The organism is Nonomuraea jiangxiensis, assembly GCF_900099965.1.
Taxonomy (GTDB): Bacteria; Actinomycetota; Actinomycetes; order Streptosporangiales; family Streptosporangiaceae; genus Nonomuraea; species Nonomuraea jiangxiensis.
Window position 1 is genome coordinate 1 of record NZ_FNDJ01000037.1, and the last position, 24,483, is coordinate 24,483.

Annotated in this window: 21 protein-coding genes; 9 read left to right on the forward strand and 12 right to left on the reverse strand. The window is 69.4% G+C overall.

Annotated elements, in window-relative coordinates; genetic code table 11:
- Positions 1-210, reverse strand: a 210-nt coding sequence (locus tag BLS95_RS47360; RefSeq protein WP_218136341.1) for a hypothetical protein, incomplete at its 3' end; no start/stop codon positions are given.
- 135 nt (positions 211-345) lie between these two features.
- Between BLS95_RS47360 and BLS95_RS47365 the strand changes: the two genes are divergently transcribed.
- From BLS95_RS47365 to BLS95_RS56400, 4 genes are all read left to right on the forward strand, one after another.
- Positions 346-834, forward strand: a complete 489-nt coding sequence (locus BLS95_RS47365; RefSeq protein ID WP_090946196.1) for a transposase — start codon at positions 346-348, stop codon at positions 832-834.
- A gap of 39 nt (positions 835-873) precedes the next feature.
- A complete protein-coding gene (locus BLS95_RS47370; RefSeq protein ID WP_090946197.1) occupies positions 874-1,182 on the forward strand; it encodes a DUF7677 family protein in 309 nt (102 codons plus the stop codon).
- 425 nt (positions 1,183-1,607) lie between these two features.
- Positions 1,608-2,018 carry a hypothetical protein gene (locus tag BLS95_RS55050; RefSeq protein ID WP_143044204.1) on the forward strand — a complete coding sequence of 137 codons (411 nt, stop codon included), beginning with the start codon at positions 1,608-1,610 and terminating at the stop codon, positions 2,016-2,018.
- Positions 2,019-2,188: 170 nt separating this feature from the next.
- A complete protein-coding gene (locus BLS95_RS56400; RefSeq protein WP_176993776.1) occupies positions 2,189-2,350 on the forward strand; it encodes a hypothetical protein in 162 nt (53 codons plus the stop codon).
- A 1,404-nt stretch (positions 2,351-3,754) separates the two neighbouring features.
- Here the strand turns inward: BLS95_RS56400 and BLS95_RS47375 are convergent.
- The gene (locus BLS95_RS47375) at positions 3,755-4,993 is read right to left on the reverse strand and encodes a benzoate/H(+) symporter BenE family transporter (RefSeq protein ID WP_245765719.1); all 1,239 of its coding nucleotides are present in this window, start codon (positions 4,991-4,993) and stop codon (positions 3,755-3,757) included.
- Positions 4,994-5,101: 108 nt separating this feature from the next.
- Here BLS95_RS47375 and BLS95_RS47380 point away from each other — a divergent pair, with 108 nt between their 5' ends.
- Complete coding sequence (locus BLS95_RS47380; protein WP_090946199.1) at positions 5,102-5,644, forward strand: helix-turn-helix domain-containing protein; 543 nt, start codon at positions 5,102-5,104, stop codon at positions 5,642-5,644.
- A 90-nt stretch (positions 5,645-5,734) separates the two neighbouring features.
- Here the strand turns inward: BLS95_RS47380 and BLS95_RS47385 are convergent, their stop codons facing one another.
- A complete protein-coding gene (locus BLS95_RS47385) occupies positions 5,735-6,145 on the reverse strand; it encodes a hypothetical protein (RefSeq protein ID WP_090946200.1) in 411 nt (136 codons plus the stop codon).
- Positions 6,146-6,765: 620 nt separating this feature from the next.
- On the opposite strand from BLS95_RS47385, the gene BLS95_RS47390 reads away from it, so the two are divergent.
- From BLS95_RS47390 to BLS95_RS47410, 4 genes are all read left to right on the forward strand, one after another.
- Entirely contained in the window at positions 6,766-7,260 is a 495-nt protein-coding gene (locus BLS95_RS47390; protein WP_090946201.1) for a hypothetical protein, read from the forward strand.
- Between the two features lie 253 nt (positions 7,261-7,513).
- A complete protein-coding gene (locus BLS95_RS47395; protein ID WP_090946202.1) occupies positions 7,514-8,014 on the forward strand; it encodes a SigE family RNA polymerase sigma factor in 501 nt (166 codons plus the stop codon).
- Positions 8,015-8,016: 2 nt separating this feature from the next.
- Positions 8,017-8,721 carry a hypothetical protein gene (locus BLS95_RS47400; protein WP_143044205.1) on the forward strand — a complete coding sequence of 235 codons (705 nt, stop codon included), beginning with the start codon at positions 8,017-8,019 and terminating at the stop codon, positions 8,719-8,721.
- A 1,250-nt stretch (positions 8,722-9,971) separates the two neighbouring features.
- Positions 9,972-12,920 carry an AfsR/SARP family transcriptional regulator gene (locus BLS95_RS47410; RefSeq protein WP_245765720.1) on the forward strand — a complete coding sequence of 983 codons (2,949 nt, stop codon included), beginning with the start codon at positions 9,972-9,974 and terminating at the stop codon, positions 12,918-12,920.
- Here the strand turns inward: BLS95_RS47410 and BLS95_RS47415 are convergent.
- The 9 genes from BLS95_RS47415 to BLS95_RS47455 are packed head-to-tail and all read right to left on the reverse strand — an operon-like array spanning position 12,904 to position 24,434.
- Positions 12,904-13,311 (reverse strand): nuclear transport factor 2 family protein, encoded by a 408-nt coding sequence (locus BLS95_RS47415; protein ID WP_090946205.1) that lies wholly within the window; start codon positions 13,309-13,311, stop codon positions 12,904-12,906. The two genes, BLS95_RS47410 and BLS95_RS47415, sit on opposite strands and share 17 nt — an antisense overlap.
- Positions 13,308-14,111: a class I SAM-dependent methyltransferase gene (locus BLS95_RS47420; RefSeq protein ID WP_090946206.1), complete on the reverse strand. Its 804-nt coding sequence runs from the start codon at positions 14,109-14,111 to the stop codon at positions 13,308-13,310. The genes BLS95_RS47415 and BLS95_RS47420 overlap by 4 nt, the downstream gene beginning before the upstream one ends.
- Positions 14,077-16,872: a type 2 lanthipeptide synthetase LanM gene (gene lanM / locus BLS95_RS47425; RefSeq protein WP_176993777.1), complete on the reverse strand. Its 2,796-nt coding sequence runs from the start codon at positions 16,870-16,872 to the stop codon at positions 14,077-14,079. Before lanM ends, BLS95_RS47420 begins: the two co-directional genes overlap by 35 nt.
- Before the next feature lie 31 nt (positions 16,873-16,903).
- Positions 16,904-18,631, reverse strand: a complete 1,728-nt coding sequence (locus BLS95_RS47430; RefSeq protein WP_090946208.1) for an ABC transporter ATP-binding protein — start codon at positions 18,629-18,631, stop codon at positions 16,904-16,906.
- Positions 18,631-21,204, reverse strand: a complete 2,574-nt coding sequence (locus tag BLS95_RS47435) for an ABC transporter permease (RefSeq protein ID WP_090946209.1) — start codon at positions 21,202-21,204, stop codon at positions 18,631-18,633. The genes BLS95_RS47430 and BLS95_RS47435 overlap by 1 nt, the downstream gene beginning before the upstream one ends.
- On the reverse strand, positions 21,204-21,962 hold the full coding sequence (locus tag BLS95_RS47440) for an ABC transporter ATP-binding protein (protein ID WP_090946210.1): 759 nt from the start codon (positions 21,960-21,962) through the stop codon (positions 21,204-21,206). The genes BLS95_RS47435 and BLS95_RS47440 overlap by 1 nt, the downstream gene beginning before the upstream one ends.
- Complete coding sequence (locus tag BLS95_RS47445; RefSeq protein ID WP_245765721.1) at positions 21,959-22,381, reverse strand: lasso peptide biosynthesis B2 protein; 423 nt, start codon at positions 22,379-22,381, stop codon at positions 21,959-21,961. The genes BLS95_RS47440 and BLS95_RS47445 overlap by 4 nt, the downstream gene beginning before the upstream one ends.
- Positions 22,378-22,635: a lasso peptide biosynthesis PqqD family chaperone gene (locus tag BLS95_RS47450; protein ID WP_090946212.1), complete on the reverse strand. Its 258-nt coding sequence runs from the start codon at positions 22,633-22,635 to the stop codon at positions 22,378-22,380. Before BLS95_RS47450 ends, BLS95_RS47445 begins: the two co-directional genes overlap by 4 nt.
- A complete protein-coding gene (locus BLS95_RS47455) occupies positions 22,635-24,434 on the reverse strand; it encodes an asparagine synthase-related protein (RefSeq protein WP_090946213.1) in 1,800 nt (599 codons plus the stop codon). Before BLS95_RS47455 ends, BLS95_RS47450 begins: the two co-directional genes overlap by 1 nt.
- Positions 24,435-24,483 lie beyond the last annotated feature (49 nt).

Genomic DNA, 24,483 nt, shown 5'->3' on the forward strand with positions numbered 1-24,483 from the left:
CGCGGCGATCCGCTCGGCACCCAGCTCAGCGGGAGCCGCCCCCTCCTGCTCCAGCCAGCGGCTCAGATGCGCCAGCACATACGCGTGGCCCTGAGCGGTCCGCGGCGTGAACCCCTGACCGATCAGCTCCAGCCGAAACTCGTGCACCAGCCCCGCCAACGGCCCCGACACCCTGACCGGGTAGCGGCCGTCCGTCGCAGCCCTGACCATGTCTTCACCTCCATCGACAGCCCCTCGATGAAGGAGACGGTGAACCTCCGGCGTTATGAGGTCAATTCACCCGGTCGCACCACCCGCAGCCAGCACTGATCCACCCAGCCCGGCATAACATCCAACCCCAGATAATTGCTGTTATGCCTGGACCGGCATAACGGCAAGAAGATCAACGGGCGCAAGCGGTTCATCGTGACCGACACGTTGGGGTTGCTGCTGGTGGTGTGCGTGATGGCCGCCTCGGTCCAGGATCGCGACGGCGCCAAGACGACGCTGCTCAGCGTGTATCTGTTCACTCCGGTCCGGTTCGTCCTCGCTGATGCCGGCTTTGCCGGGGCCTTGGTGGAGTGGACGCGGCGCGTGTTGGCCAGCACGCTGCACATCGTGCGTAAAGCGCCTGGCCAGATCGGGTTCGCCGTAATCGCCCGCCGCTGGGTGGTGGAACGCTCGCTGGTCTGGTTGACCAGCTACCGCCGTCTGGCTCGCGACTACGAACACCAGCCTGCCACCTCCGAGGCCATGATCCGCTGGGCCGCCATCAGCAGCATGGCACGCCGCCTCACCCGCGGAGCTGCTGCCACTCGCCAGCAGCGGTTCGTACCTGCCCGCCCAGCGGGTTAGCCTCGTTTCCAACACGATCTTAGGGATTAGGTTCCGCGCATGTCTTCCCAGCTCAGTCATGGCGCATCAGTGGCAATCCGTCGTTTCGCGGGATGGGTCGCCCGCGGCTCGGTCGGTCATCCCGTGCTTGATGGGATCGACTACTGGGACGAGTTGAAGGACTCGCCCTCCCAGATGGAGATCTGCTTTGCCGTCTTCGTCAACGTCCTCGAACTTGACGATCAGGGACTGCCGATCAATGAGAAGTACGCCGAGCGCCGGGCAGCTACGTGGCTCTACCTGTACTGCACTGGAGAACTCCCTCCCGGAGAGCCAGGCCTTGAGCCTTGGGAGTGTGCGCTTTACTGATTGATCTCCGCACGTTGCCTAACGCCCGCCGCCTGCTGCGGCTACGAACATCACCAGCCAGCGCCAAGGTCATGATCCGCTAGGCCACGATCGGTACCATGGCACACCGCCTCACCCGTGGGGCTGCCATTCGCCAGCAGCGGTTCGTACCTGCCCGTCCAGCGAATTAGTCCTTCTCAAACACGCTCTAAGCAACGCCCATGGGTAGGGATCAGGTTAGGCTACTGGAATGGCAGGTTGTCGTCACCTAAAGAAATTCTGGGGCGCTTCTAGGCATGAAGCCAGCTCATAAAACGCTATCGCAGTAGCGACTGGTATGTAATTTGGCGCCCAGGGTAGAGCGAAATAGAAATCGCTGTCACTCTGGGCGTGCTATAACGGCAATCGGTCCTTGGGGGCTCCTCTCTAACTGTGAGGTCTGAATCATGCAGCGAATTCTTGAGCACCGTGTCATTATGGCTGGCTCAATGGTGGGTGGTCCAGATGTCGACAGGGAAGTGGAAGTCGCCATGAGGGATATCACGATTCAACTACAAGAACTTCAGGGGGAGAGGCACGCCCCCTTCCTTGTGAATTTGGTCTATATGATCGGCGGCGAGTTTATATCGCCGGACTTCTCGGGATTGCGAACTGGAAAATTCAGCAGGAAGCGTGGCATTCTGGTTATTGAGGGGGCTGTTCCCGAGGGGCCCCTGGAGGATGCGTTCAATTTCTTGCATGGCCTACTAGTTCAGAGTCTTGATGTTGTTGAAGAATGGGCGACTAAACGAAAGCGGCTGATGCCCATATCCGAGATGCGTCAAATAACCAGCGCTATACGCAAAAGACAAGAATGAGCTCCCATTGAGAATGGTGAGCTTCATCGGCCCTGCTGAGTGCCGTTGCGGCATACTCACAGCGCCTAGTCCTGGTTCTCGACTTTGCTGCGTTGGATGCCACGTTCACCTCCGACGCCCGCAGGACTGTCGCGCAAACGCAGCCACCTCCCTGACCGTCCCGGTCCTCTATGCCTTCGGCCAGGCCCCGGTCGGCGGCGGAGACCGAGACCTACTCCCACGACGCCAACAGCAACGTGTGGAAGCAGGAGGTCCTCGGCAAGAGGACCACCTTCACCTACGACCTCAACCGCCTGCTGAGCTCGGTCACCAACCCGTTCGTGCGGCAGTAATGTACAGCTACGTTCCACCTTCCGTGGCCCCCGGACTGGACGCTCCTTCAGGAAATGATGAGGTCTTCGAACTCAGGGCTTCGGCGGAGACTTCTGTGCGTTTTGGATCGTGGCCATAGCCGTTCGACCGGCGAGGAGTGATCCTCGTGCTGCCATGATGCCGCCGATGGCTCCCAATACTCCGGCAAGTGCCCCCAATGCTGCGGCGGTCGCGCTGATCCACTCGGTAGGTTTGGCTGCCTCTTGCGAGGCACTTGAGGCGGCGGGGGGTGAGGCGGGAAGTGCTGCCACCGACCTTGTCGAGGCAGGCGCGGGTGTTACGGTAATGGTTACTGTGGCTGTCGGGATGGGCGAAGACGATGCGCGCGTGTTGGATCCCCAGATAGCACCGATGACCAGGGCCGCAAGTACAAGGAGAAGCGTTCCGGCGTGGAAGGCCAACTTTGTCTCGCGCGGTTCGTCGAGAGCATTGGTTAGGGGTGCCCGACGGTAATAGCGTCGTCGTCGCTCGTACCGTGCCCACTTCCACTGCTCGTGGAGGGACCGCCCGTCTAACCGGTCTTCTTGCAGCAGTAGGAAGCCGCCGACGGCCAGAACCCCACCTATCGTCCGAGCGGCCTCGGAAGAGAAGGAGTAAGCAAGGTGACCAGCAGAAGGCCAGCAGAGGCCATAGCCAATCCGCCATCGATGAAAGCCGAGCCGACGTTGCGCAGGCGATCGGCATTCCCCCAAAGCTGTGTCACTTCTTCACCGTAGATACGCCTTGCGCAGGATGTGGTCATGACCGACTCCCGGACATAGGACCGTACCCATCTGGTGACCCCCGGTGGTGCCGAATGGGACGGTGGTCGCGCAAGCAGGATCACTCGTTGCCGTGCTCTTAGCTGGGTGGGGCTACCAGGACTTGAACCTGGGACCGCTTCCTTATCGGACAACTCGGACGCCAGTTCGTATAGTCCAACGGAGCCCTCTGACCTGCGTTGATCCGATCACTCGGACGGGCCTTTGTCGGCAACGGCATTTGTTCAGTCCCAGGATCTGCCACGCGATACGGGTCGTGTTCTCGGCGAGGTCCACGTCTTGTCACCCGATCCCGAGCACCTCACCGCGCCGGAGCCCGCAGACCGGGAGCATGACCAGCGGCAGGTAGTACGGCAGTGGCTTGGCCGCCTTGAGAATTGCTGAGCTTCGTCCACAGGCCAGGGCCGCACTGTGGAAGGGGTGGGCGAAGGCAGCGTGGTCAGGCGAGCGGGATTGCTGGGGATCAGTTCGCCGGCGTGCCGTCGCCGGGCTGCGGCGCTTCGATGCCACCAGGCAGCGCGTCACCTCGTACCTACAAAGGGGCCCTACCCGGGGCAGGGTTATCGGCCGCTGTTGAACCGGTGGAGGGCGACACCACTTCCACTACGACGAACGGTCGGCCGACATACCCGCCATTCGGCGCTCGGGACGTTCCGCCTTGGCTTCCGCGGTGGATGATGATTGCTGTTCCAACGGGGGTCGCTTGTGTAGCAGGAGGGCGGTCAGGGCGCCTGCGACCAGGCCCCAGAACGCCGCGCCGATGCCCAGGATCGTCATTCCCGAAGCGGTGACCACGAAAGTGACCACCGCGCTCTCCCGTCCCTCGGGCTCGGTCACCGCGCCGGCCAGCGACGAGCCGAGCGCCGGCAGCAACGCGAGGCCGGCCACCGCGGTGACCAGCACGGGTGGGGAAAGCAGTACCAGAGCCATGGCCAGGCCGGCGCCGAGGCCGAGCGTCAGCTGGCCGGCGCCGAGGGCCACCGTCGCGATCCACCGGCGGCCGGGGTCGGGGTGGGTGTCCGGGCCGGCGGTCAGCGCCGCCGTGATCGCGGCCAGGTTGACGGCGTGACCGCCGAACGCCGCCGCCGCCGCGCTCGCCAGGCCGATGGCGACAAGGACCGGGCGCAGAGGCGGAACGTATCCGTAGGTCGCCATGACCGCCATGCCGGGGACGTTCTGCGCGGCCATGGTGACGAGGAACAGCGGGATGGCGATGCTCACCACTACGGACGGGTTCAGCGTCGGGGTGGTCAGCTCGATCGCGGGCCGCAGCGCCGCGCCGGACAGGCCGGTGCCGGGCCCGTGCAGCGCGATGGCGATGACCGCCACGGCGAGCGCGCCCGGAACGGCCCACTGCCGCAGGTACCGCTGTAACACCGCCCAGGTCAGGACGACGGGCACGGCCAGCAGCGGGATGTCGACGATGGCGCGGACCGGTGCGGTGCACAGGCTGAGGATGACGCCCGCCAGCATGGCACCGGCGATCGGACGGGGGATGGCGGCGATCGCCCGGGCCGGCCAGGGCGACAGGCCGGCCAGGACGATGAGCCCGGCGCAGACGATGAACGCGCCGACCGCGGCCGGGAAGCCGCCGGGCACCGGGCCGGTGGCCACCAGCAGCGCCGCGCCCGGGGTGGACCAGGCGATGCTGATCGGCATGCGGTACCGCAGCCCGAGGAAGAGCGCCACCGCTCCGATACCGCAGCAGAGGGCGAGCAGCCCGGACGCGGCCTGCCCCGGCGTCGCGCCGACGGCACGCAGCCCGGCGAGCACGACGGTGAACGAACTGGCGTAGCCGACCACCGCGCTGACCAGCCCCGCCATGACGGCCTGCGCCCGCATGCCCACTCCTCAGTGTCGCCAAACTCTCAATCGTTCCGTTTACGGAACGAACCATAGCCACGTGGCCACCACGGGACAAGCCCGGCGGCGAAATGCAAGGATTGCCGGGTGAACGGCCGTGACACGGATATCGGGAGCCGGCTGCGGCGATTGCGGGAGGCCCGCGGCATCTCCCTGTCGGCGCTGGCCCGCAGCGCCGGCATCGGCAAGGCCACCCTGTCCGGCCTGGAACTGGGCACCCGCAACCCGACGCTCGAGACGCTCTACGCGGTGGCAGGAGCCTTGGGTGTGCCGTTGACGGCTCTGGTTCTGGAGCCCGGCGCACCGCCCACAGAGGCCGTCCGCGTGCCGGGCGCCGCTGTAACGGCCACGCTGCTGGAGGTGTTCGAGGAGCCGACCGCGACGTTCGAGTTGCTGCGCATGCGCGTCCGCCCCGGCATCGTGCAACATTCGCCACCTCACGCCCCCGGCGTGACCGAACACGTCACGGTCTACGCGGGCGTGCTGCGCGCCGGCCCGGCTGACGCCCCCCTGCTGGCAGGGCCAGGCGAGCACATCTCCTGGCAGGCCGACATCCCACACATCTACAGCACCGTCGGCCCGGACGAAGCACTGGCCACCCTGCTGATCCGCTCCCCCCGACAGGCCTGAGCCACCGCTTCCACGCCGTACGGCGGCCACCAAGGAACGCGCCCCGAAAACCCGGCAGAGTGCGACCCACCAGCCATCCGGAACACGCGTTCAGTCGTCAGCGGCAACCAGGAGCGACAAGATCCTGGCGGGGCGGTCGATGAAGACCAGCTCGTGAAAGTCGATATGAACCCCGCTCCAGTCGTGAAAGGCATCCTGACCGAGATCCGTGAGCTGGTATCTCACGGTGGCCTCTGCCACCAGCGGATGAACCGTGTGCTCCAGCCGGGCGGACAGAGCCGCAGGAAGAGGACCGAACTGTGCCGCCCAGTCGCGCAAAATGGCGTTCGCGCTCATCTCGTCCAGGCGCACGTATGCGGCCGGGCACACGTTCCGCAGCCAGTAGGGGCCATGGCGGAGCCCGTCGGCCTCGACTCCCCCTCCGGCATAGTCATCCCGGAACTGCTCATGGCCGATCAGCTCCGCCAGTAGGTGGCCATCGCCGACATCTGCGTGAGACACACCGAACAGGGATTTCGCGTAGCTATGCGGGTTGGCCGGCCACTCATTGACCGCTGATCTCGGGACAGCCCGGTGGCTCCACGATCTCAACGCCGATGGGCGCCACAGTTCCCGCCTTCACGTCGCCCATGTAATCTCCGTACCCCGTCGCGGACGGCGTCGGGTCAGGCAGCGGCTCAGGCAGCGGCTCAGGCAGCGGCTCAGGTAGCCCGGGGTGCTGGGCGTCTGCAAGTGGCTGCGGGCAGTCCGGTGGGGTGGCAGTGGTGGTAAGCGTCGGGACAGCCACCAGTGCCAGGACCAGCAGTAAGGCTCCACTCCGCCTCTTCACGTGCCATCACTCCCAACCGTTCATCGACCACAACTGGCGAAGTAAGCAGCATGGGGCATGTTGATCGCGAGCGGAAGAGGTACAACGCCTGAAGGCCGGTGGTCGGCACGGAAGGCTGCGCGAGCCTCCTTGCCGAGGCAGCGGATCTTGAGCGACCGCTGTCTTGCTGACAGCCCCTTTTCGTCCGCCACCGACTTTCGGGCTCGCTATGACCAGGGCAGGATGAAATGCCTCAGCGGTCAACCCCGAGAGGCGGGGATTGACGGGCCCCGTCCCCCGTCCAGGAGAACCCATGCGCCGATTTCTCCTCGCCGTCACTGTCGTCATTACCTTGGCCGGCTGCTCCGGTGCCGAGAGGCCATCCTCGCCCGTGCCTGCCACCTCACCGCAGCCCACCAGCCCGACACCGATCTCCTCGGCTGCCGGGGACGACAATTCCATCTGTGCCCGCCCGAACCTGCGGACCTTCCTTTACGAGGTTGAGCAGTATTCCGGGCCGGCCGGACTCAACCCTGACGCTCCCGTCCATGACTGGCAGCCCGCCCTACAGGAGGGCAAGGACATCGCGGTAGGCGAAGTCCATCCAGCATTAGAGGAGGCGTTGGCCGGGGTGGAGGGCTACCGGATTGCCGTGGAGGGCAGTCGCCTCGATGAGAGGTTCGGCTCTCCACAGGCGCGCAATTACGCTCACGTCATCGCGAAGGCTGCGGTCCGGATCGCCAAGAGGTGTGGCGTGGACGTCGATATCACGATTCCGAAGCCGCCGAAGTTTTCCGAATTGGGCTGAAGCCCCGACTCGGAATGGCACCTCATATGTCGGCAGGGCATCGTTCTTGTTCCGCGAGCGCGTCCTGGCGCAGCTCCCGAGGCGTCCGCTCGTTCAGGTTCAGATCTGTTCGCTTGAGGATCACACGAAGTGCACGCCCGCCTCTCCCTCGGGACGGCCTGGCGTTCAGGATGAAGCAGGAACGGGATGCAATGTTTCGGAGGGGCTGCGGCGTAGTGATCAGTGAGCATTCGCCGGACAGTTAGGACCTTCGATGCGGGACCGAGCCGACTTCGAGCGTTATGTCGAGCAACGCTCGGCACGCCTGCTCAGAACCGCCTATCTGCTGTGCCGCGACTGGGCGGCGGCCGAGGACCTGACGCAGACGACCCTGGCCAAGGCGTGGCTGGCATGGCGGCGCGTGGGGGCCAACCCGGACCCGTACGTCTACCGCATCCTTACCAATACGCACGCCTCTTGGTGGCGGCGGCGCTCGCGGGGTGAAGTGGCGACCGGGGAACTCCCGGACCATCCGCACGAACGGGATCTGGCGGCCGACCTTGACACCAGGGAGGCGCTCAGGGGCGCCTTGGCCACGCTGCCCGTCAAGCAGCGGGCCGTGATCGTGCTGCGGTACTTCGAGGACCTGCCCGACGAGACGATCGCCGGGATTATGGGCTGTTCGGTGACCACCGTACGCAGTCAGGCCAGCCGCGCGCTGGCCAAGTTGCGGCTCGATTCGGCGGCGAGGGTCGCGGCGGAGATGGAGAGCTGACCATGATCGAACAGAGACTACGCGAACTACTCGAACATGACAGTGCGGACGCACCTCCTGGCGGCGTGAGCCTCGCGGCCGTGGACGCCCGCGTGCGTGGATTGCGCAGACGCCGCGGTCGGCTGGCGGGCTCCGCCGCGGCAGTGGCTCTGGCGCTCGCGTTCGCGACGGTGGTGATGATCGACTGGCCGGAGCCGGCCCGGGACCACTGGACCGAGGCCGCGTCCCAGCCCGGGCCGGAACGCTTCCAGCCGGAGTTGCCTCTTTTCCACCAGTACAAGGAGGGTGGTAAGCGCTACACCTCCACGTTCACGACGGCGGTCACGAAGGTGACATTCGCGGCTCGCTGCCCCGACGCCGGCTATGCGCTGATCTGGCTCAACGGCGAACTCGTGGCCTCGGGCCCCTGCGGACCCACGATCGCGGCTCCACCGGGCCGGCTCGACGAGACGGCCGTCACCCGGGACGGCGTGAACGAGCTGAGCACCGCCCTGGTGCCGGCGTCGGTCGCCGGGACCGGCCGGATGACACAGGATCGCGCCGACGAGCTGCTGGCCGGCACAGCCGCCTATCCGGCCGAGTGGCGGCTGACCATCGTGGACTCCAATACGCCCGGTTGCCGGGCTGATGCGGGGGACATCGGTTCGGGGACGGGTGAGATCAGACTGCGCTGCGATCAACCGGCACCGGACACCGGGCGCCGCTGAGTCCGAGTCCTACTCTGCGCGGGGCGGCGGGGTATTCGGAATGGTGGCGCCGAGGTTTGTCCACAGCTTGTGGACGGGCATCGGTCGTTCGGTGGATTTCGCCTGGACGAATTGCCGGCCGGTTCGCCCGCAGTTCGCAATCGCGACATCGGCCCGGCTCGCGGTATTAACCGCCGGTCGTCGGGAAGTTTCGCTACTGAGTCGCGGTCGGCTGTTTCTGTGTGGTCATACTGATAGCCGGTCGTTCGGGCGGAGGGATGGGGCATGACAGAGTGACCGCCGATCGCCTCCTGTCGGGTCTGACCCGTCTGAACGAGGGGGTGGCTGATGGGCTTCGCGTTGGCCTGGAGGGTGCGCGCTCGCGTGCGACGGGGACCGAACCCGGCCGCATAACGGAACTGGCCCGGCAGGAAAGGCGCTTGGTGCCGACGTACCGGTGTCCCAGCCCAGCGGGTGCCGAGTGGCTGGGCGCCAGCCTCGGGCAGGCCCGCGGTCAGGTCGTCAAGGTCCTGCACGGCAAGGGTCAGTGAGCCGGCGCCACGGCATCGTGGCGAATTTGCCGGAGGTCGTGAGTTTTCTCGGCAATTATCGCCAACCGGGTCAACGACGAATTCCGCGAGCGCGTGGGGGAGTTCTCCGCCGCCGCATGTGTAAGTGGGGATCGGCCCTGGTGTACGAGGGCGCCGGGCAGGGACGATAGCCGCCGGACCGCTAACGCCGTAGCCGGGCGATCACTTATCGCAATGGCGGAAAATGCAAAATCGATAACCGCATGCGCGAATCCGCGCCGCAACAGAGGAGTGCTTGACAGCCCGCAGCGTGTGATATAGCTTCGGCGCAATCATTAAAAGGATCAACCAGGCTTGTTCGGCTACATGCCGACGCCTGCACAAATGCTTCCGGGAATTCGCCGGACCTTGGACGTCGGCAATTCCGAGAGGGTCGCATTGCGGGGTCTGTCCAGGCCAGGGGGTGTCTGCGCGGGTCAGGTCGGTCAAAGTGACGACCTCTGACCCGGCGGCGATGGAGAGGGGTCTTGGTGACGGGTCGGGAGCGCTCGTCCTGATGGTGGGATGGCCGGGGGCGCCGGCCATCGCGTGCCGGGCAGGGGCCGCCTCCTCGAACAGCGGGGCCTCGCGCGCATGTCCCCTGCCCTGGCGGGTCGCTCACCGTCGGCACAGGGCCGGTCGAGCCGCGATCTCAGCGGACGGGCGGCATGGAGATTCGGGGGAAGCGGAGGTCGAGATCAGGTGGTCCCGTTCCGTATTCTTGGCCCCGTCGAGTTGCGCAACGGCGAAACGCCGATTCCCGTCCCGTCGGGCAGGCAGGCGATCATCCTCGGTGCGTTGGTGCTGGAGGCCAACCACATCGTCAGCACCGAGCATCTCATTGACGCCGTCTGGGGCGAGGATCCACCGAGCAGTGCCCGCAGCCAGGTGCACATCTGCATCTCGGCGCTGCGGCGGCAACTGATCGACCTCCGGTTGGCGGCAGAAATCCTTTCGCGGTCGCCCGGTTACGAGTTGCGACTGGCGCCCGAGGATTCGGATTTCCACTCCTTCGAGCAGCTCGTACAGGACGCGAAGTCTCTCACGCAGCGCAATCCCGTCGAGGCGGCGGCGAAGCTGCGGCAGGCGCTCACCTTGTGGCGTGGCCCGGCGCTCAGCGGCATCGTGAGCCGGGTCCTGGAGAGCAAGGCACGGCGGCTGGACGAGGCCCGGCTGGCCGCCCAGGAGACCTGCTTCGACATCGAGCTGGGACTGGGCCGGCACCACGAGCTGATCGGCGAGCTCACCGACCTGGTCGAGCGCTCGCCGCTGCGTGAGCGGCTGCGCGGCCAGCTCATGCTCGCCCTGCACAGATCGGGGCGGCAGGCGGAGGCGCTGGAGGTCTATCGCGTGGGACGCGAGCACCTCGTGGCCGAGCTGGGCCTGGAGCCGGGTGAGGAGCTGCGCCAACTCGAGACCGCCATCCTGCAGGGCGACCACACGTTGCTGCTCGACAGCTCGCCGAAGGGCTCGATCAAGCTCGACCCGGGCCAGCCCGCTACGCTCCTGGTCGTCACCCCGCGCCAACTTCCAGCCGACATCCAGGATTTCACCGGACAGAACGACCAGGTGGAGGCGGCCGAGGACTTCTTGCGCGGCGGCGGCGGCGCCACCGCGCCGATCGTGGCGATCAGCGGCCGGCCCGGTTCGGGGAAGAGCTGCCTGGCCGTGCACGTCGCGCACCGCCTCGCCCGACATTTCACCGACGGCCAGCTCTACCGGGACCTGCGGGGCAGCCAGCCGCAGAACGTGCCCGTGGCGGAGGTGCTGGGCACCTTCCTGCGCTCGCTCGGGATCCCCGGCCCCACCGTGCCGAGCGGGGTGGAGGAGCGGGCCGCCATGTATCGCAGCCTGCTGGCGGACAAGCGCATGCTGGTGATCCTGGAGGACGTGGTCAGCGAGACGCAGGTCATGCCGCTGCTGCCCGCCGGCGGCGGTTGCGCCGTCATCGTCACCAGCCGGACCCGCCTGACCGGCCTGCCCGGCGCGCTGCAGCTTGAGGTGGACGTACTGGACCAGACCAGGTCCCTGGAGCTCATCGGCAAGATCATCGGGCCGGGCCGTATGGCGGCCGAACTGCATGCCGCCGTCGCCCTGACCCGGGCGGTCGGCGGGTTGCCGCTGGCCCTGCGGATCGTGGCGGCCCGGCTGACCGCCCGGCCCCACTGGTCCCTGGCCTCGATGGCGGGCCGGCTGGCCGACGAGCGGCACCGGCTGGACGAGCTGGCCCACGGCGAGATGGTGGTCAGGAAGAGCCTGTCGATGACGTACGACGGGATGAGCCAGCGGACCCGCTGGCTGCTGAGCCTGCTCGGCCAGGCCGACGTCGAGACCATCCCCACCTGGGTGGCCGCGGCGCTGCTGGACGGTGACGCGCATCGCGCCATGGACTGGCTGGAAGAGCTCGTCGACACCCGCATGCTCGACGTGGCGGGCATCGATCCGGAGGGCGACCCGCGCTACAAGTTCCACGGGCTCATCCGCATCTTCGCGCGGGAGCGGCTGGACGAGCACCAGGACGACCGGGCCAAGCAGGCCGCGCTCGAACGCCTGCTGGGGTGCTGGCTGCACCTCGCCGAGGAGGCGCACCGCCGGCTCTACGGTGGCGACTACACGCTGTTGCACGGGTCCGCGCCCCGGTGGGAGCTGCCCGCCGCCCAGCGGGACCGGCTGCTGGTGAGCCCGCTCGACTGGCTGGAGCGTGAGCGGGTCAACCTGTGCGCGGCGGTGGCGCAGGCCGGCGCCCGCGGCATGGACGAGGTGTGCTGGGACCTGGCCGTCACTCTGGTCACGCTGTTCGAGTCCCGCAACTATTTCGAGGACTGGCAGGCCACCCACGAAAACGCTCTTCGCGTCACCCGGCTGGCCGACAACAAGCGGGGCATGGCGGCGCTCATGTGCTCGCTCGGCTCGATGCACCTCAACCAGCGCCGCTCGGCTCTCGCCCAGCCGCTGCTGGAGCTGGCGCGCGAGCAGTTCCAGCAGCTCGGGGAGCTCCGCGGCACGGCGCTGACCTCGCGTAACCTGGCCATGATCAACTACCGGCAGGGCGCGGCGGGGGCGGCCGAGCACCTGTATCGGCAGGCGCTCACCGACTTCCGCCAGGTCGGGGACCTGGTGGGGGAGGCGCACGTGCTGGCCATGCTCTCCCAGCTCGACCTCGACGCACAACGCTACGGCGAGGCCGAGGCGCGGCTGGACCAGGCGCTGGGCATCGCCAGGCGGACGGGGAGCCGCCGGGTGCAGGCCCAGGTGATGCACAAGCTCGGCAGGGCGTACCTGATGAGTGCCAACTTCGAGCGGGCCGAGCAGGTGGCGAGCGAGGTGCTGACCATGGTGCGGGACAACGGCGACCTGTTCGGCGAGAGCTACGCACTGCAGAGCCTCGGCATCGTGTACGGCCGGCGCCGCAAGCACGACCTGAGCGAGCAGGCGCTGCGCCGCGCGGTGGAGATCCGCGAGAGCGTCATGGACGAGCTCGGCGCTTCGCAGGTACGGCTGGACCTGGCCCCGGTGCTGGCGGCCAAGGGCGACGTCCGTCAGGCACGGGAACTGGCCGAGAAGGCGCGGGCCATGTTCCTGGAGCAGGAGGCGGAGCAGTGGGCGAGGCGAGCCGACGAGATCATCACGGAGCTCATCGCCCGGGAATGACCTCAGAAGGCGGGAGAACGAAGTAGAAGGTGCGCAGCGAGGTGAACAGGCCGCGACCGGACACCGTGAACACCTCGGCGACGCCCACCTGCGCGCCGAACGCGGGCTCCGTCGTACGGCCGAGGACGACGACGTGCTCCCCGGATCCCTCGGAGATCACCTCGGTCACCGAGAAGCGGCCGGCCCGCTTCTCCTGGAAGCGGACCAGCTCCTCACGTCCCCGGACGGTCGTGTCCGGGCGGTACCAGACGGCGTCGTGCTCGAAGAGCGAGGCGTAGGCGTCCAGGTTACCGTCGTTGAGGTAGGCGTAACTGAGGCGCGCGTGGTCGATCGCCGCGGCGGCCAGGTAGGCGCTGCGGGTCGCCGGGGTTGACTGTTCGTCGAACGTCATGGAGTCGTTCCCCTCATGGGTCGCTGGGCCAGGTACAGGACCGTGACGCACTGCTCCGTCACCTCGTCGCCGAGCGCTGCCGCCGCCCGTTCGATGTCGTCCAGCAGGGCCGCCCGGTCAGGTTCGGGGAGTTCGCGGACCGCGGCGAAGGTCGTGTAGAGGCGGGTGAGTTGCCGGGGCGGCATGGTGATCGACCAGCGCAGCACCTTCGCCTGGATGCCGCCGAAGCCGGCCCGGCGCAGCGCGCCGATCCAGGACTCGTGGTCGAACGGCCCGGGCACCGCCAGCGCCCCGGCCGGACGGTGCCGCCGCAGCACCTGGTTGAGGGCCAGGCGGACCGGAGTGGGCTGCGCCGGGTCCCCGTAGACCGTCCACCACGCGGCGAGCCGGCCGGCCGGGCGGAGCAGCCGGGCGATTCTCGCCAGCGCCGTCTCCCGGTCCAGCCAGTGCAGGCTCGACGCGCACACGGCGAGGTCGAACTCCCCGTGCAGCCGCGTGAGCGAGTCGAAGTCACCCTCGATCACGGTGAGCGGCCGGCCGCTGAACTCGGCGCGCAGCCGGGCCGCGAAGTTGGCGCCCAGCTCCACGGCGCAGACACTCGCCCCGCGGGCCAGCAGTTCCCGGGTCGCCTGTCCGCTCCCGGCGCCGATCTCCAGCACCGAGGCGCCCGGTCTCAGGGCTCTGGTCTGTTCGAGCAGCTCGTACACCTCTACCGGGTAGCCGGGCCGCGATAACCGGTAGCCGTCGGCGTCCGTGTCGAACAGCTCACGGCGCCGCAACCGGCTGTCGGTGACTTCCATGATGTTCCCTTCGGGTAGGTCCTTCAAGCCAGAGCACGGAAGGCACAGCGCCGGGCGCCACCAGCCGCAGCAGGGTCAGACAGGCTCCGGCCCGGCCGACGAGCAGCCCGGGGAAGCGGCTGCCGTACGCGTGCGAGCCGATGGCCCCGCTCGTCAGCAGATCCAGCCGCATCCGCAGGTACGGCTCCCGCCCGAGTCCCGGCAGGCGGTCGGCGGCCAGCCGGAGGAACTCCAACCGGCCGAGATCCCCGTGGCACAGGCCGTGGACGACGGGTTCCCGCCCTTGCGCGACCGCCGCGACGGCCCTGGCCACCTCCTGGTCGAAGTCCGGCCGGTGGGCGAGCAGGCGCGCGATCCCGGTGCCCGCGGCGCCCTGGCACCAGGCCCGGGTGCCGCCGTCAGGGGGCGCGGGATCCCGTGGATCGTCGCCGGCCAGCGCCCGGAGGCCGACGTCTCTCAGCTCGGCGTCGTCCAGCACCCGGCCCGCGCGGAGCAGTGCCCAGCCGATTCCCGCCGTACCGTGGGCGAAACCGTCGCCTACGCCCTCCCACGGCGACCCGCTTACCAGCCGCTCGGCGCACAGGGCGACCGCCGCCGCCAGATCGTCGAGGCCGTACCGTTCGTAGAGGTCGCTCGCCACGACGGCCGCGCCGGCCAGGCCCGAGACCAGCCCCGGATCCTGGCGGGTGCCGAGGTCCCGGACGAAGGACGGCAGGCATCGCTCGATGGCCTCGACATAGCCCTCGTCGGCCGTCACGACGGCGAGGTGGCCCAGGACGTAGAGGTCGCCGGCGGTGCCGGAATAGGCGCCGACCTGCCGTTGACCGGTGCCGCGCAGGCCGGTGACGACCGGGTGGATGCTGCGGATTGCCAGGTCGAGATAGCGGTCGTCGGCGTACACCCGGGCCGCGCAGGCGAACAGGAGGGCCATCCCGGACAGCCCGTCGTACAGCCGGGTCGGCAGCGGCCCGTAGGTGATCGGTTCGCCTCGCACGCTGTTCCCGGCCAGCCCGATCCAGGTGCAGTCCGCGCGGCCCAGTACCGCGTCGTCGGCCAGGGCGTCGATGGCCTGCCGGGTGCTGTCACGCAGGCTCGTGCCCGGGTCGGGCGGGCGCCGTGGCGGCTCGGTGGCGGGACAGTCCGGCAGGGTGCTCAGCGCGGCGGTCAGGATCTCCGCCTGAACGGCGCGGTCCTGGGGGCCGAACCGGTCCAGCCGGTGCTCGGCCCGCTGCCGCCCCGACTCACCGAAGAAGCCGGGGATCTCGCCGGCGCCCTGGAAGCGGAGCGTGGTCGAGGACGCGGCGGCGGAGAAGCGCGGGATGTCACCCGCCAGTAGCTGGCTCCGCTCGGCCGCGGCCACCGAGGCGAGCTCGGGGGAGGTGGCGAGGGCGGTCAGGAGCTGGTCGGAGGCGTGGTCGTCGGCGCCCAGCCGGCGCGGATGGTGCAGCTCGCCCAGCAGCAGGCCGTAGATTCGGGTGGGCCTGACCAGGTAGCGGATCTCGGCATCGCGGAAGCGGCGGATCAGCTCGCGGAAGGCGGGTTTGTGGGCCGCGATGGTGTCGTAGGCGTCCAGGAAACCACTGACGACGTCGGCGACGTGGTCGGCCGGCCGGACCCGGCCGTGCTCCAGGAAGGGCAGATTGGCGGCCTGTTCCAGGGCGGCGGGCACCAGCTCCGTCCGCATCGCGTCGGTGAAGGGCTCGACCAGTGCGGGTTTGCGCCGCGGCGCGGTCGCCAGGCCGCCGCCGATGGCGCTGGTCTCCATGCTGAGCTGGCGTCCCGGCACCATCGCGGTCGCCAGGACGCTCGTCGAGAGCAGCTCGAACGCCAGGTCCGCGGCGAGCTCGGAGCCCGCGCCGGGCGGGGCCGGGGGCTGCAGGATCGTCTCCAGATCGACCGGTACGGGGTGCTCGCCGTCGGCCCTGAGGTTCTCCATGTGGATGTCCGAGGCCGTCAGGCAGGTCAGCAACGCGACGCAGGAGCCGATCCGGCGGTAGAAGCGGCCGATGCCCTCCTGGCCGGCGGCGGGCCGGTGGCCCACGAACTCGCACCAGCCGTACGCGGCCCGGTTGATCACCCGCATCGCCCTCAGGTCCGGCTCGCCGTTGAGCTCGTTGAGCAGCGTGACGGCCTGGCCGTACAGCTCCTCGGCATCGAGCGCCCGCGGCTTGTAGACGACCCGGTCCCCGCCGGTGAAGGTCACCTCGGTGACCGAGCGGCCGCCGTTGTGCGGGTCGCCGAGGCCGGTGCGCAGCGAGCTGACCGCCTCGGCGCCTCCGGTGAGGAACCCGTGCCGCCGCAGCAGCGGGAGGTCGGCTCGGAGCCGGGAGAGCAGTTCCAGGCAGGTCGTCATCCAGTTGCCGGCGCAGCGCTCCAGCGCCTGTTCGAGCAGAGGGTACGTACGGAAGAGCGAGGCCAGGTACGCCGGGTCGCCCAGCAGGCGGTCACTGTAGTCCCGGTACCTCTCCTCGGGCGTGTCCCCTTGGAGCAGGCCGCCCGAACGCGCCCGGTGGAGTTCCAAGATCAGTGTCCGGTGGCTGATCGCGACCAGGTCCCCGATCAGGTTCTCCACCAGGGAGTCCCAGGCCTGCCGCGTGAGCAGGTCCTGGCCGGTTTCCGCCGCGGACCTGAGCAGCGCCTCGTAACGGTCGGCGAAGCGCGCCATCAGCCCGGAGAACGGGACCTCGTCGTAGCGGCTTCCGTAGAGTCGCACGGAGATCCGGCGTGCGGACCACGGCGACGCGGGCGTCGATTCGTTCACGGTATCCCTCATTCGCGATCCCTCATCCGCGTCAGCTGGCGACGAGCTGGCTGCCCACGAGCTCCCGGTAGAAGCCGTCCTTCGCGAGCAGGTCCTGGTGCGTCCCGCCGGTGCGTACCCGGCCGCCCTCCAGGACCACGATGTGGTGGGCGTCCACCACGGTGGAGAGCCGGTGGGCGATCATGATGACGGTGGTCGTCCGCGTCAGGGCCGCCATCGTCTGCCGCAGCGCGAGCTCATTGGCGGCGTCGAGCTGCGAGGTCGCCTCGTCCATCAGCAGGATCCGCGGCCGGCGCAGCAGGGCCCGCGCGATGGCGATGCGCTGCCGCTGGCCGCCCGAGAGCGTCGTGCCCCGGTGGCCGATCCACGTGTCGAGGCCGTCGGGCAGGCTCTCGACGAACTCGGTGAGCCTGGTCCTGGCCAGCACCTCCGCCAGCTCCTCGGCCGAGACCGACGGCGCGGCGTAGCACAGGTTCTCCCGGAGGGTGCCCGACAGGACGGGGGCGTCCTGCTCGACGTACCCGATCTGGCGGCGCAGCTCGGCCAGCGGCCACTGGCGCACGTCGCCGCCGTCGAGCGTGATGAGCCCCGACGACGGCTCGTAGAAGCGTTCCAGCAGGGAGAACAGGGTGGTCTTGCCGGTCCCTGACTCGCCCACGATCGCCGTGACCTCGCCGGCCGCGGCGGTGAAGGAGACCTCGCGGAGCACCGGTCTGTCGCCGTAGCCGAAGGACACCTGGTGGAAGGCGGCGGTGGCCTGTGGATAGAGCGGCTCTTCTGCGGCCGGCCCTGGCTGCTCCTCCGGCTCGACCGGCAGCTCGGCCACCTCGCGCATGCGATGGACGGCGGTCAGGCCCAGCTGCATCTCCGTGGCGCTGCGCACGAGCGTCGCGATCGGCTGCCCCACGTTGAACAGATAGAGCAGGAACGCCACCAGCGACGACACGGCCAGATCGCCGGAGGCCACCCGGGCGGCGCCGGCTCCGAGCACCACCAGGAACGCCACCTGGATGGCGAGCCCGGAGGAGACCCGTGCGAGCGCGGACCACTTCGCCGCGCCGGTGGAGTGCTCCCATGCCTTCCGCGTGGCCGTCTCAAGCCGGTCGATCTCGGCGTTCTCCATCCCGCTGGCCTTGACGGTGCGGAAGGCCCCCAGCGCTCGCTCCAGCGCTTCGGTGATCTCGCCGACCGACCGCTGCACGCCCGTCTGGGCACGGGCGATCCGCGGCATCGCCAGGCCGGTCACCGCGAGGATGGCGGCGAGGATGCCCACGGTGATGCCGAGCAGCGACAGGTCGAGGACGGCCATCAGCACGATTCCGCCGACGAGCATGAGCGCGGCGCCCAGCGGTTCCACGATGGCCTGCGAGGCGGCGCTGCTCAGCAGGGTGGTGTCGGAGGTCACCCGGGAGATCAGGTCGCCCGGGCGGTCCACCGCGTCCACGCGTAACCGCATGATCCTGGTGATGAGCCTGCCACGGGCCAGCCGCACGACCGCCGCCGCCACCCGTTCCAGCAGGTAGGTGCCGCATCCGGCGGCGAGCGCGCTGAACAGCAGGAGGCCGGCCAGCGCCAGCACCGGCCCCGCCGAGACCTGTCCGGAGCCGATGGAGTCGATGACCTGTTTGGCGATCAGCGGCTGGGCCAGCGCGGCGGCGGTGCCCAGCAGGTTCAGGGCGCCGCCGGCCGCGATCAGCCGCCAGTGCGGGCGGCTCTGGTCGGCCAGCAGCCGCCAGGCCGAGAGGCCGAGTGCGTTCATCAGGTCACCTCGAAACGGTTCAGGCTTCTCATCGCCGTACGCGAGGTCAGCAGGCAGCCGGCGACGGCGGTGATCAGCGCGGCCGCTCCGAAGACGGCCATGGTGCCGGTCGGCAGCGCCCTGAGCGTCTCCTCGACGTTCCCGCCGGCCATGAGCAGGGCCATCCACCCGGTTGCCGCCACGCCCAGCACCCAGGCAGGGACGACCGTCAGGACCATCTCCCAGACGACCATCAGGCTGATCTGCCGTGGGGCGGCGTTGATCTGGCGGAAGGAGTGGAACTCCCCGGCGCGGTCGGCGGCGCTCAGCACCAGCGCGATGACCGCGGCCAGCAGCAGGAATCCGCCGACCAGGACCACGGCGAGGATGCCGATGTTGGACGTGGCGGCGGACCGCTCGGCCGCGTACTCCCGGCGGAACTCGGCCGGCGTCTCGACCTTGACCAGACCGCTCTGCCCGGCAAGAGCATCGAGCCGCTGGGAGAGTGCGGGGTCGCCGGCGGACTCGGCGCGTACCAGGATGCGGTCGTACAGGGGCGCGGCCACGTGGCCGGCCAGCGCCGCACCGGGAAGCACCAAACCTTCCTGGCCGCCCTTGTCCAGGGCGAAGACGGCCACGACCGGCAGCTCGATGGGTTCGGCGGCGCCGGAGACGCGCACCTGGACCCGCTCGCCGAGCGAGATGCCGCGCTGGCGCGCGTAGGCGGCGCCCACGGCCACTCCCTCGTCGGACAGCGCGCCCTGCCGCACCTGGAGGTCGAGCAGGTCGCCGGCCGCGCCGGTGACGATGGTCGCGTACGTGGCGGTGTCCTGGAGGGACCCGTCCTGACCGGGGCGGGACGGGGTCGCCTGGGCCCAGGCCTCCCACAGGCCGGCGGTCGTGGTGACGCCGGGGAGGTTCGCGGCCGCCTTACGGACGTCCTCGCTGAGCCCCACGTACGTCTCGCGGACCAGTGGCGTCCTGAGGATGAAGTCCGCGTCGACCCGATCCGCCGCCTCCTCGGTCATGCTGAGGGTGTAGAGCGGCAGGCTGCTCAGCGCCCACCCGGCGAGCGCCACGCCGACGGCGAGCGGTGCCACGACACCGGCGTACCGGCGGTGCTTGAAGCGCACGTTGGCGGCGGCGAGATAGCCGCCGACGGGGGAGAGCCTGGCCACGGGCACGCGGCCGAGCCGGGCCATCCCGTAGACGATCCACGAACCGACGAGCCCGATGCCGATCATGACCAGGCCGCTCGCCAGCACGCCGTAGACCCCGCGCAGGGCGGGGGGCATCAGGCCGGACATGCCGAGGACCTGGATGACGCCCGCACCGGCCAGCGCCAGCACGCCAAAGACGATCTTGAACGTGCTCCTCCTGGTGTCCTCGGTCACCGCCGAGGCATTCGTCAGCGCTTCCGCGGGCCTGATCCTCAGCGCGGACCGGGCCGTCAGCCAGGCGGCCACCTGGCCGGCCACGAGAGTGATCGCCAGCGCCAGCACCAGCGGCTCCACGCTGTGGACGACCCGGAAGGCCGGGTTGAATACCTCCCTGGAGCGCAGGGCGGCGACGAGCAGCTCGGCCAGCCCCAGCCCGACCAGGCTGCCGGCCAGCCCGCCCAGCAGAGACAGCAGCAGTGCCTCGGCGCAGCAGAGCACCCTGATCTGACCAGGGGTGCCGCCGACGGCTCTGAGCAGGGCGAGCTGCCTGGACCGGCGGCGCACCGAAGTGATCAACGCGCCGCTGATCACGGTGACGGCCATCAACGCGACGATCGCGGTCAGCATGCCCATGGTCTGGCCGGTCGCACGATCGTCGGGCAGGCTGCCCTCCAGCACGCCCCGGTCGGCGCCCGTGAGGACCTGCAAGGTCGGCAGGCCGGCGGGCCCGGGAGCGTCGCCCTGGATCGTCGCGCTCAGCAGCGGGCGGATCGCGGCGGCGACGGCCGCGGGGTCGGCACCGGCTCTGACGAAGACGCCGAGTCCGTCCACCCGCCCGGCGCCGCGTCCGGCCAGCTCGGCGGCGTGCTCGTCGGCGAAGAAGAGCGTGCGCTGGTAAGCCAGGGGACCGGCGGAGCCGGCCGGCTCCGCGATCCCGGCCAACCGGTACGTCCGCTTCGCCCCGGCCACCAGCAAACCGAGCGAGTCGCCGGGGGAGACCCCGGCCGCCGCCGCCAGTTCGCGGTCCAGCACGACTTCGCCGTCACCGGCGGGCGCCCGCCCCGCGCTCAGCGCGAACGGGGTCAGCTTCGCGCTCGACCAGCCATGGCCGAACTGCGCGATCCGCGTGAGCGGCAGCACCGGCTGCCCGCCGGCGTCCAGCACGATCGCGGTGAACGTCAGCTCCGGCACCACCTCCTGGACCGCCGAGAGACCCCGGACACGATCGACCGCGTCCGGGGTGAACAGGCCCTCGGTGCCGCCCGCGGCGACCGGGACGGCCCTATATCGTTCGACCGGCGGCTCCGCGTTCACCGCGGAGTGCCGGATGAGGGAGAACGCGCTGATCAGGCTCGCCCCGATGACGATCATCAGGAACGCGCCGAGCAGCGCGCCCGGCCGGCGCAGCAGGGTCTTCCAGGCGATGGCCGACATCAGTCCTCACCCGCCAGACGGGTGACGGTGGCGGCCACCCGCTCGGGGTCGGGCGCGTCCATCACGTCGGTGATCCGGCCGTCCACCAGGAAGAGCACCTGGTCGGCCGTGGCCGCGGCGATCGGGTCGTGGGTCACCATGATCACGGTCTGCCCCAGGTCGTCGACGGCCTCGCGCAGCACCGAGAGCACCGCCCGGCTCGCCGCCTTGTCCAGGGCGCCGGTCGGCTCGTCCGCGCAGAGCACCTGGGGCCTGGTGATCAGCGCCCGGCAGATGGCCACCCGCTGCTGCTGTCCGCCGGACAGCTCGTGGGGGCGGTGGTCCAGGCGGTCGGCGATGCCCGCGCGCTTGGCGAGCTCGTTCGTCCAGGCCCGGTCGACGCCGCGGCGGGCCAGCCGGAGGGGCAGCGCGATGTTCTCGGCGGCGGTGAGCGCCGGAATGAGGTTGAACGACTGGAAGACGAAGCCGACCAGCTCCCGGCGCAGGATCGCGAGCTTCTTCTCGGACATGCCGTTGAGCTGGTGGGGGCCGAGGGACACCGAGCCGGAGGTCGGTTCGAGCAACCCGGCCGCGCACTGCAGGAAGGTCGTCTTGCCCGATCCTGACGGTCCCATCACCGCGGTGAAGGTGCCGGGGGTGAACTCCCAGGTCACGTCCTTGAGCGCGGTGACGGCGGTCTCCCTCGCGCCGTACACGTGGGAGACCTGCGTCAGGCGCACCGCGGCGGGCGGTCGCGTGGACGACGGTGGCGTGTTCATGGGCTGACCGACACTTTCATGGTGATGAAGAAGTGGGCGATCTCGTCGGGGTTCTCCCCGATCGCGTGGCCATCCGCCTCCACCCAGGCGTGGGCTTCGAAGGGATGGGTGCTCACCCCGGTGCACCAGTCCGGCCAGCCGCCGCCGAGCCGGCACATCAGGGCGATCGCGATGGAACGTTCGAGGCAGCGGGGGCCGCCGTGCCGCAGGCTCAGGCCCAGGATCGCGTCCCGCGCGCGTTCGGCCTGCGCGGCCGTCGCCGGTCGGGCGCCCCTGCTCAGGAACCGCAGCACCGCGCTCAGCCGGTGGGGGGAGAGGCGGGCCAGCGGCCAGGCCAGGGCGATGGTCAGCAGGACGACGGGGCGCAACCGCCAGGGCGGAGCGCCGGCCTGCTGCAGCGCCACCATCTTCGGGCTCATGCGATCACCAGCTTCGCGGCGGCGAGCTTGGTGAGCATGTCCTGGACGTCGGCCGTGATCTGCTCGGCCGAGTCCGGGTAGCGGACGCACAGGTCGGCCACCGCCGACTCGACGCTCTCGTGGCGCAGGATGCGGTCGAGCACGATCGCCGCGGTGTCGTTGGTCTGCCAGTATCGGCCGCGGCGGTTGTCCAGAAGGACGGCCCCGGTGTCGGTTTTGGTGAACGTCACGTGCGCGGGCAGGCGCCAGGCCATCACAGTACTCCTTCGCGTGCTGACGTTGATCGGAGCCACAGCTCGACGCCGAGCGTGGCGTCGAACGGCATGAAAGGTCGGGCGTCCGCGTGCTCCCCGAAGAGCAGCGGGCGGATCGCCTGCGGGTCGATGAGCCCGAGCCGGGCCAGGTGGGAGTCCTCGATCAGGCCCCACAGCTCCTGCCGGTGCCTGCGCAGGCCCTCGTAGAAGTCGGTGCTTCCGTCGGCCTTGGTCTGGCGGTCGAGTACGTGCGGAACGATGCCCCGCATCGCCGCGGCGAGCACCGGTTTCATGTGAGAGGTCGAGATCCGGTCCTCGAAGCGGATGGACAGCGCGGATTCGAGCACGCGGTCGTCGGTGTAGGGAGCCTCCAGCAGCACGCCGAACTGCTCCGCGATCCGGGAGAGCCCGCGTACGATCCAGCCGTTGGCCTGGATGGCGCGGATCATCTCGTGCTGGGCCGGCAGGGTGGCGAACGGCTGGGGTTGCTCGGCCGCCGCCTCGCGGATGAGCTTGCGCGCCGTGCGTACGGCCTCCTCCGTCGCCCAGGGCGGCATGCGGAGGCCCACCTCCCATCCGGTCTCGTATCCCCAGACCCGCTGGCCGGTCAGCCGTTCGGCGTTCTGCGCCAGCCAGCGGGGGTAGGGCTTGATGGGCGAGAACTGGCGCACCGTGGTGGCCAGGTTCCAGCGATATCGTGACGCGGCGGCCCTGATGTGCCGGAGGGACCGTCGCGGATTCTGGCGGGAAAGGGAGTGCAGGCACGTGGTGGTGGCGAAGAACAACTCGTCGCCGCCGGTGCCCTGCAGATGGCGAGTGGCACCTGCGCCGGCCGCCAACCGGAGCACATGCTCGATGCGGGCACGAGGACGGGCCAGGGGGGCCGGGCCTTCCAGGTCGAGCCGCGCGGTGGACAACGGTGAGTAAAGAGCGGGGCCCGTGCCGCGCTCCACGGTGAGATGCCGGGCGTCAGGGAGCTCGCTCCGGCAGCGGTCGGCCCAGAGCTTGTCGTCGTTCAGAGTGCCCGAGCCCTCATAGTGGACGGTCACCAGGTCGGCGCTCTTCCCCGCGGCCAGGAAGCTCAGACTGGTGGAGTCCATGCCGCCGGAGAAGTCCGCGCTGATCACCTGGGCTCTGCTGCTTCTGGCCGCGACCGCGGCCTCCAGGGCGTCACGGACCAGGATCGCGCCGCCTGCCAGCGAGGTCTCCGGCTCCGGCGGCGCCCACCAGCTCACGAGCCGGTCGCCGCCATCGGCGGAGATCTCCAGGTAGTGCCCTGGCCTGAGTGCCCGCACGCCCTTCCACAGGGTCGTCTCGTTCAGGGGCCACGGGGACCCGAACGGGTTGAGCAGGTGCAGAGCCAGGCGTTCCTCGTCGATGCCTGAACCGGTCAGTCCGGCCAGGGTCTGCGGGCGTTCCGCGGCGACGGTGACGCCCATGACGGTGCCGTAGAAGATCTGCCGGGCGGTCGAGATGCTGCCCTGCGCCCGTACCCGGCCGTACACGGAGCCGATCAGGTGGAACGAGCCCGGGATCGAGCCGGCCAGGGTGTCGAGGTCACGTACGGAGCGAACATGGCGAAGCCGTGCGGCCAGGGCCGCCTCCGTGATGTCCGTGGTGCCCAGGACGGCGACCCGGGCGTGTGCTGATTCGGCCCGCACGATGTCGGACTCGGGCCAGTGGCCCACCAGCCAGGGCCGGCCGGAGCGGTGGGTCAGGACCTTGGCGCCGAGCGCGGAGGGCAGGATGTCTCTGATCCGCTCCGACTCAGGGTTGTCGGGGAGCACGACGAATTCCATCCTGGCCTCCTTCGCTGGATGTTTCGCGCTTGTGTAACGGAAATCGCCC

Excerpts from the sequence above, each read along its gene's own strand:
- BLS95_RS47395 (WP_090946202.1), top strand. The coding sequence starts at position 7,514 with ATGCGGGACCGAGCCGACTTCGAGCGTTATGTCGAGCAACGCTCGGCA.
- BLS95_RS47415 (WP_090946205.1), bottom strand. The coding sequence starts at position 13,311 with ATGACGTTCGACGAACAGTCAACCCCGGCGACCCGCAGCGCCTACCTG.
- BLS95_RS56400 (WP_176993776.1), top strand. The coding sequence starts at position 2,189 with ATGCCTTCGGCCAGGCCCCGGTCGGCGGCGGAGACCGAGACCTACTCC.
- BLS95_RS55050 (WP_143044204.1), top strand. The coding sequence starts at position 1,608 with ATGCAGCGAATTCTTGAGCACCGTGTCATTATGGCTGGCTCAATGGTG.
- BLS95_RS47420 (WP_090946206.1), bottom strand. The coding sequence starts at position 14,111 with ATGGAAGTCACCGACAGCCGGTTGCGGCGCCGTGAGCTGTTCGACACG.
- BLS95_RS47450 (WP_090946212.1), bottom strand. The coding sequence starts at position 22,635 with ATGGCCTGGCGCCTGCCCGCGCACGTGACGTTCACCAAAACCGACACC.
- BLS95_RS47455 (WP_090946213.1), bottom strand. The coding sequence starts at position 24,434 with ATGGAATTCGTCGTGCTCCCCGACAACCCTGAGTCGGAGCGGATCAGA.
- BLS95_RS47440 (WP_090946210.1), bottom strand. The coding sequence starts at position 21,962 with ATGAACACGCCACCGTCGTCCACGCGACCGCCCGCCGCGGTGCGCCTG.
- BLS95_RS47370 (WP_090946197.1), top strand. The coding sequence starts at position 874 with ATGTCTTCCCAGCTCAGTCATGGCGCATCAGTGGCAATCCGTCGTTTC.
- BLS95_RS47445 (WP_245765721.1), bottom strand. The coding sequence starts at position 22,381 with ATGAGCCCGAAGATGGTGGCGCTGCAGCAGGCCGGCGCTCCGCCCTGG.
- BLS95_RS47435 (WP_090946209.1), bottom strand. The coding sequence starts at position 21,204 with ATGTCGGCCATCGCCTGGAAGACCCTGCTGCGCCGGCCGGGCGCGCTG.
- BLS95_RS47400 (WP_143044205.1), top strand. The coding sequence starts at position 8,017 with ATGATCGAACAGAGACTACGCGAACTACTCGAACATGACAGTGCGGAC.
- BLS95_RS47375 (WP_245765719.1), bottom strand. The coding sequence starts at position 4,993 with ATGCGGGCGCAGGCCGTCATGGCGGGGCTGGTCAGCGCGGTGGTCGGC.
- BLS95_RS47430 (WP_090946208.1), bottom strand. The coding sequence starts at position 18,631 with ATGAACGCACTCGGCCTCTCGGCCTGGCGGCTGCTGGCCGACCAGAGC.
- BLS95_RS47390 (WP_090946201.1), top strand. The coding sequence starts at position 6,766 with ATGCGCCGATTTCTCCTCGCCGTCACTGTCGTCATTACCTTGGCCGGC.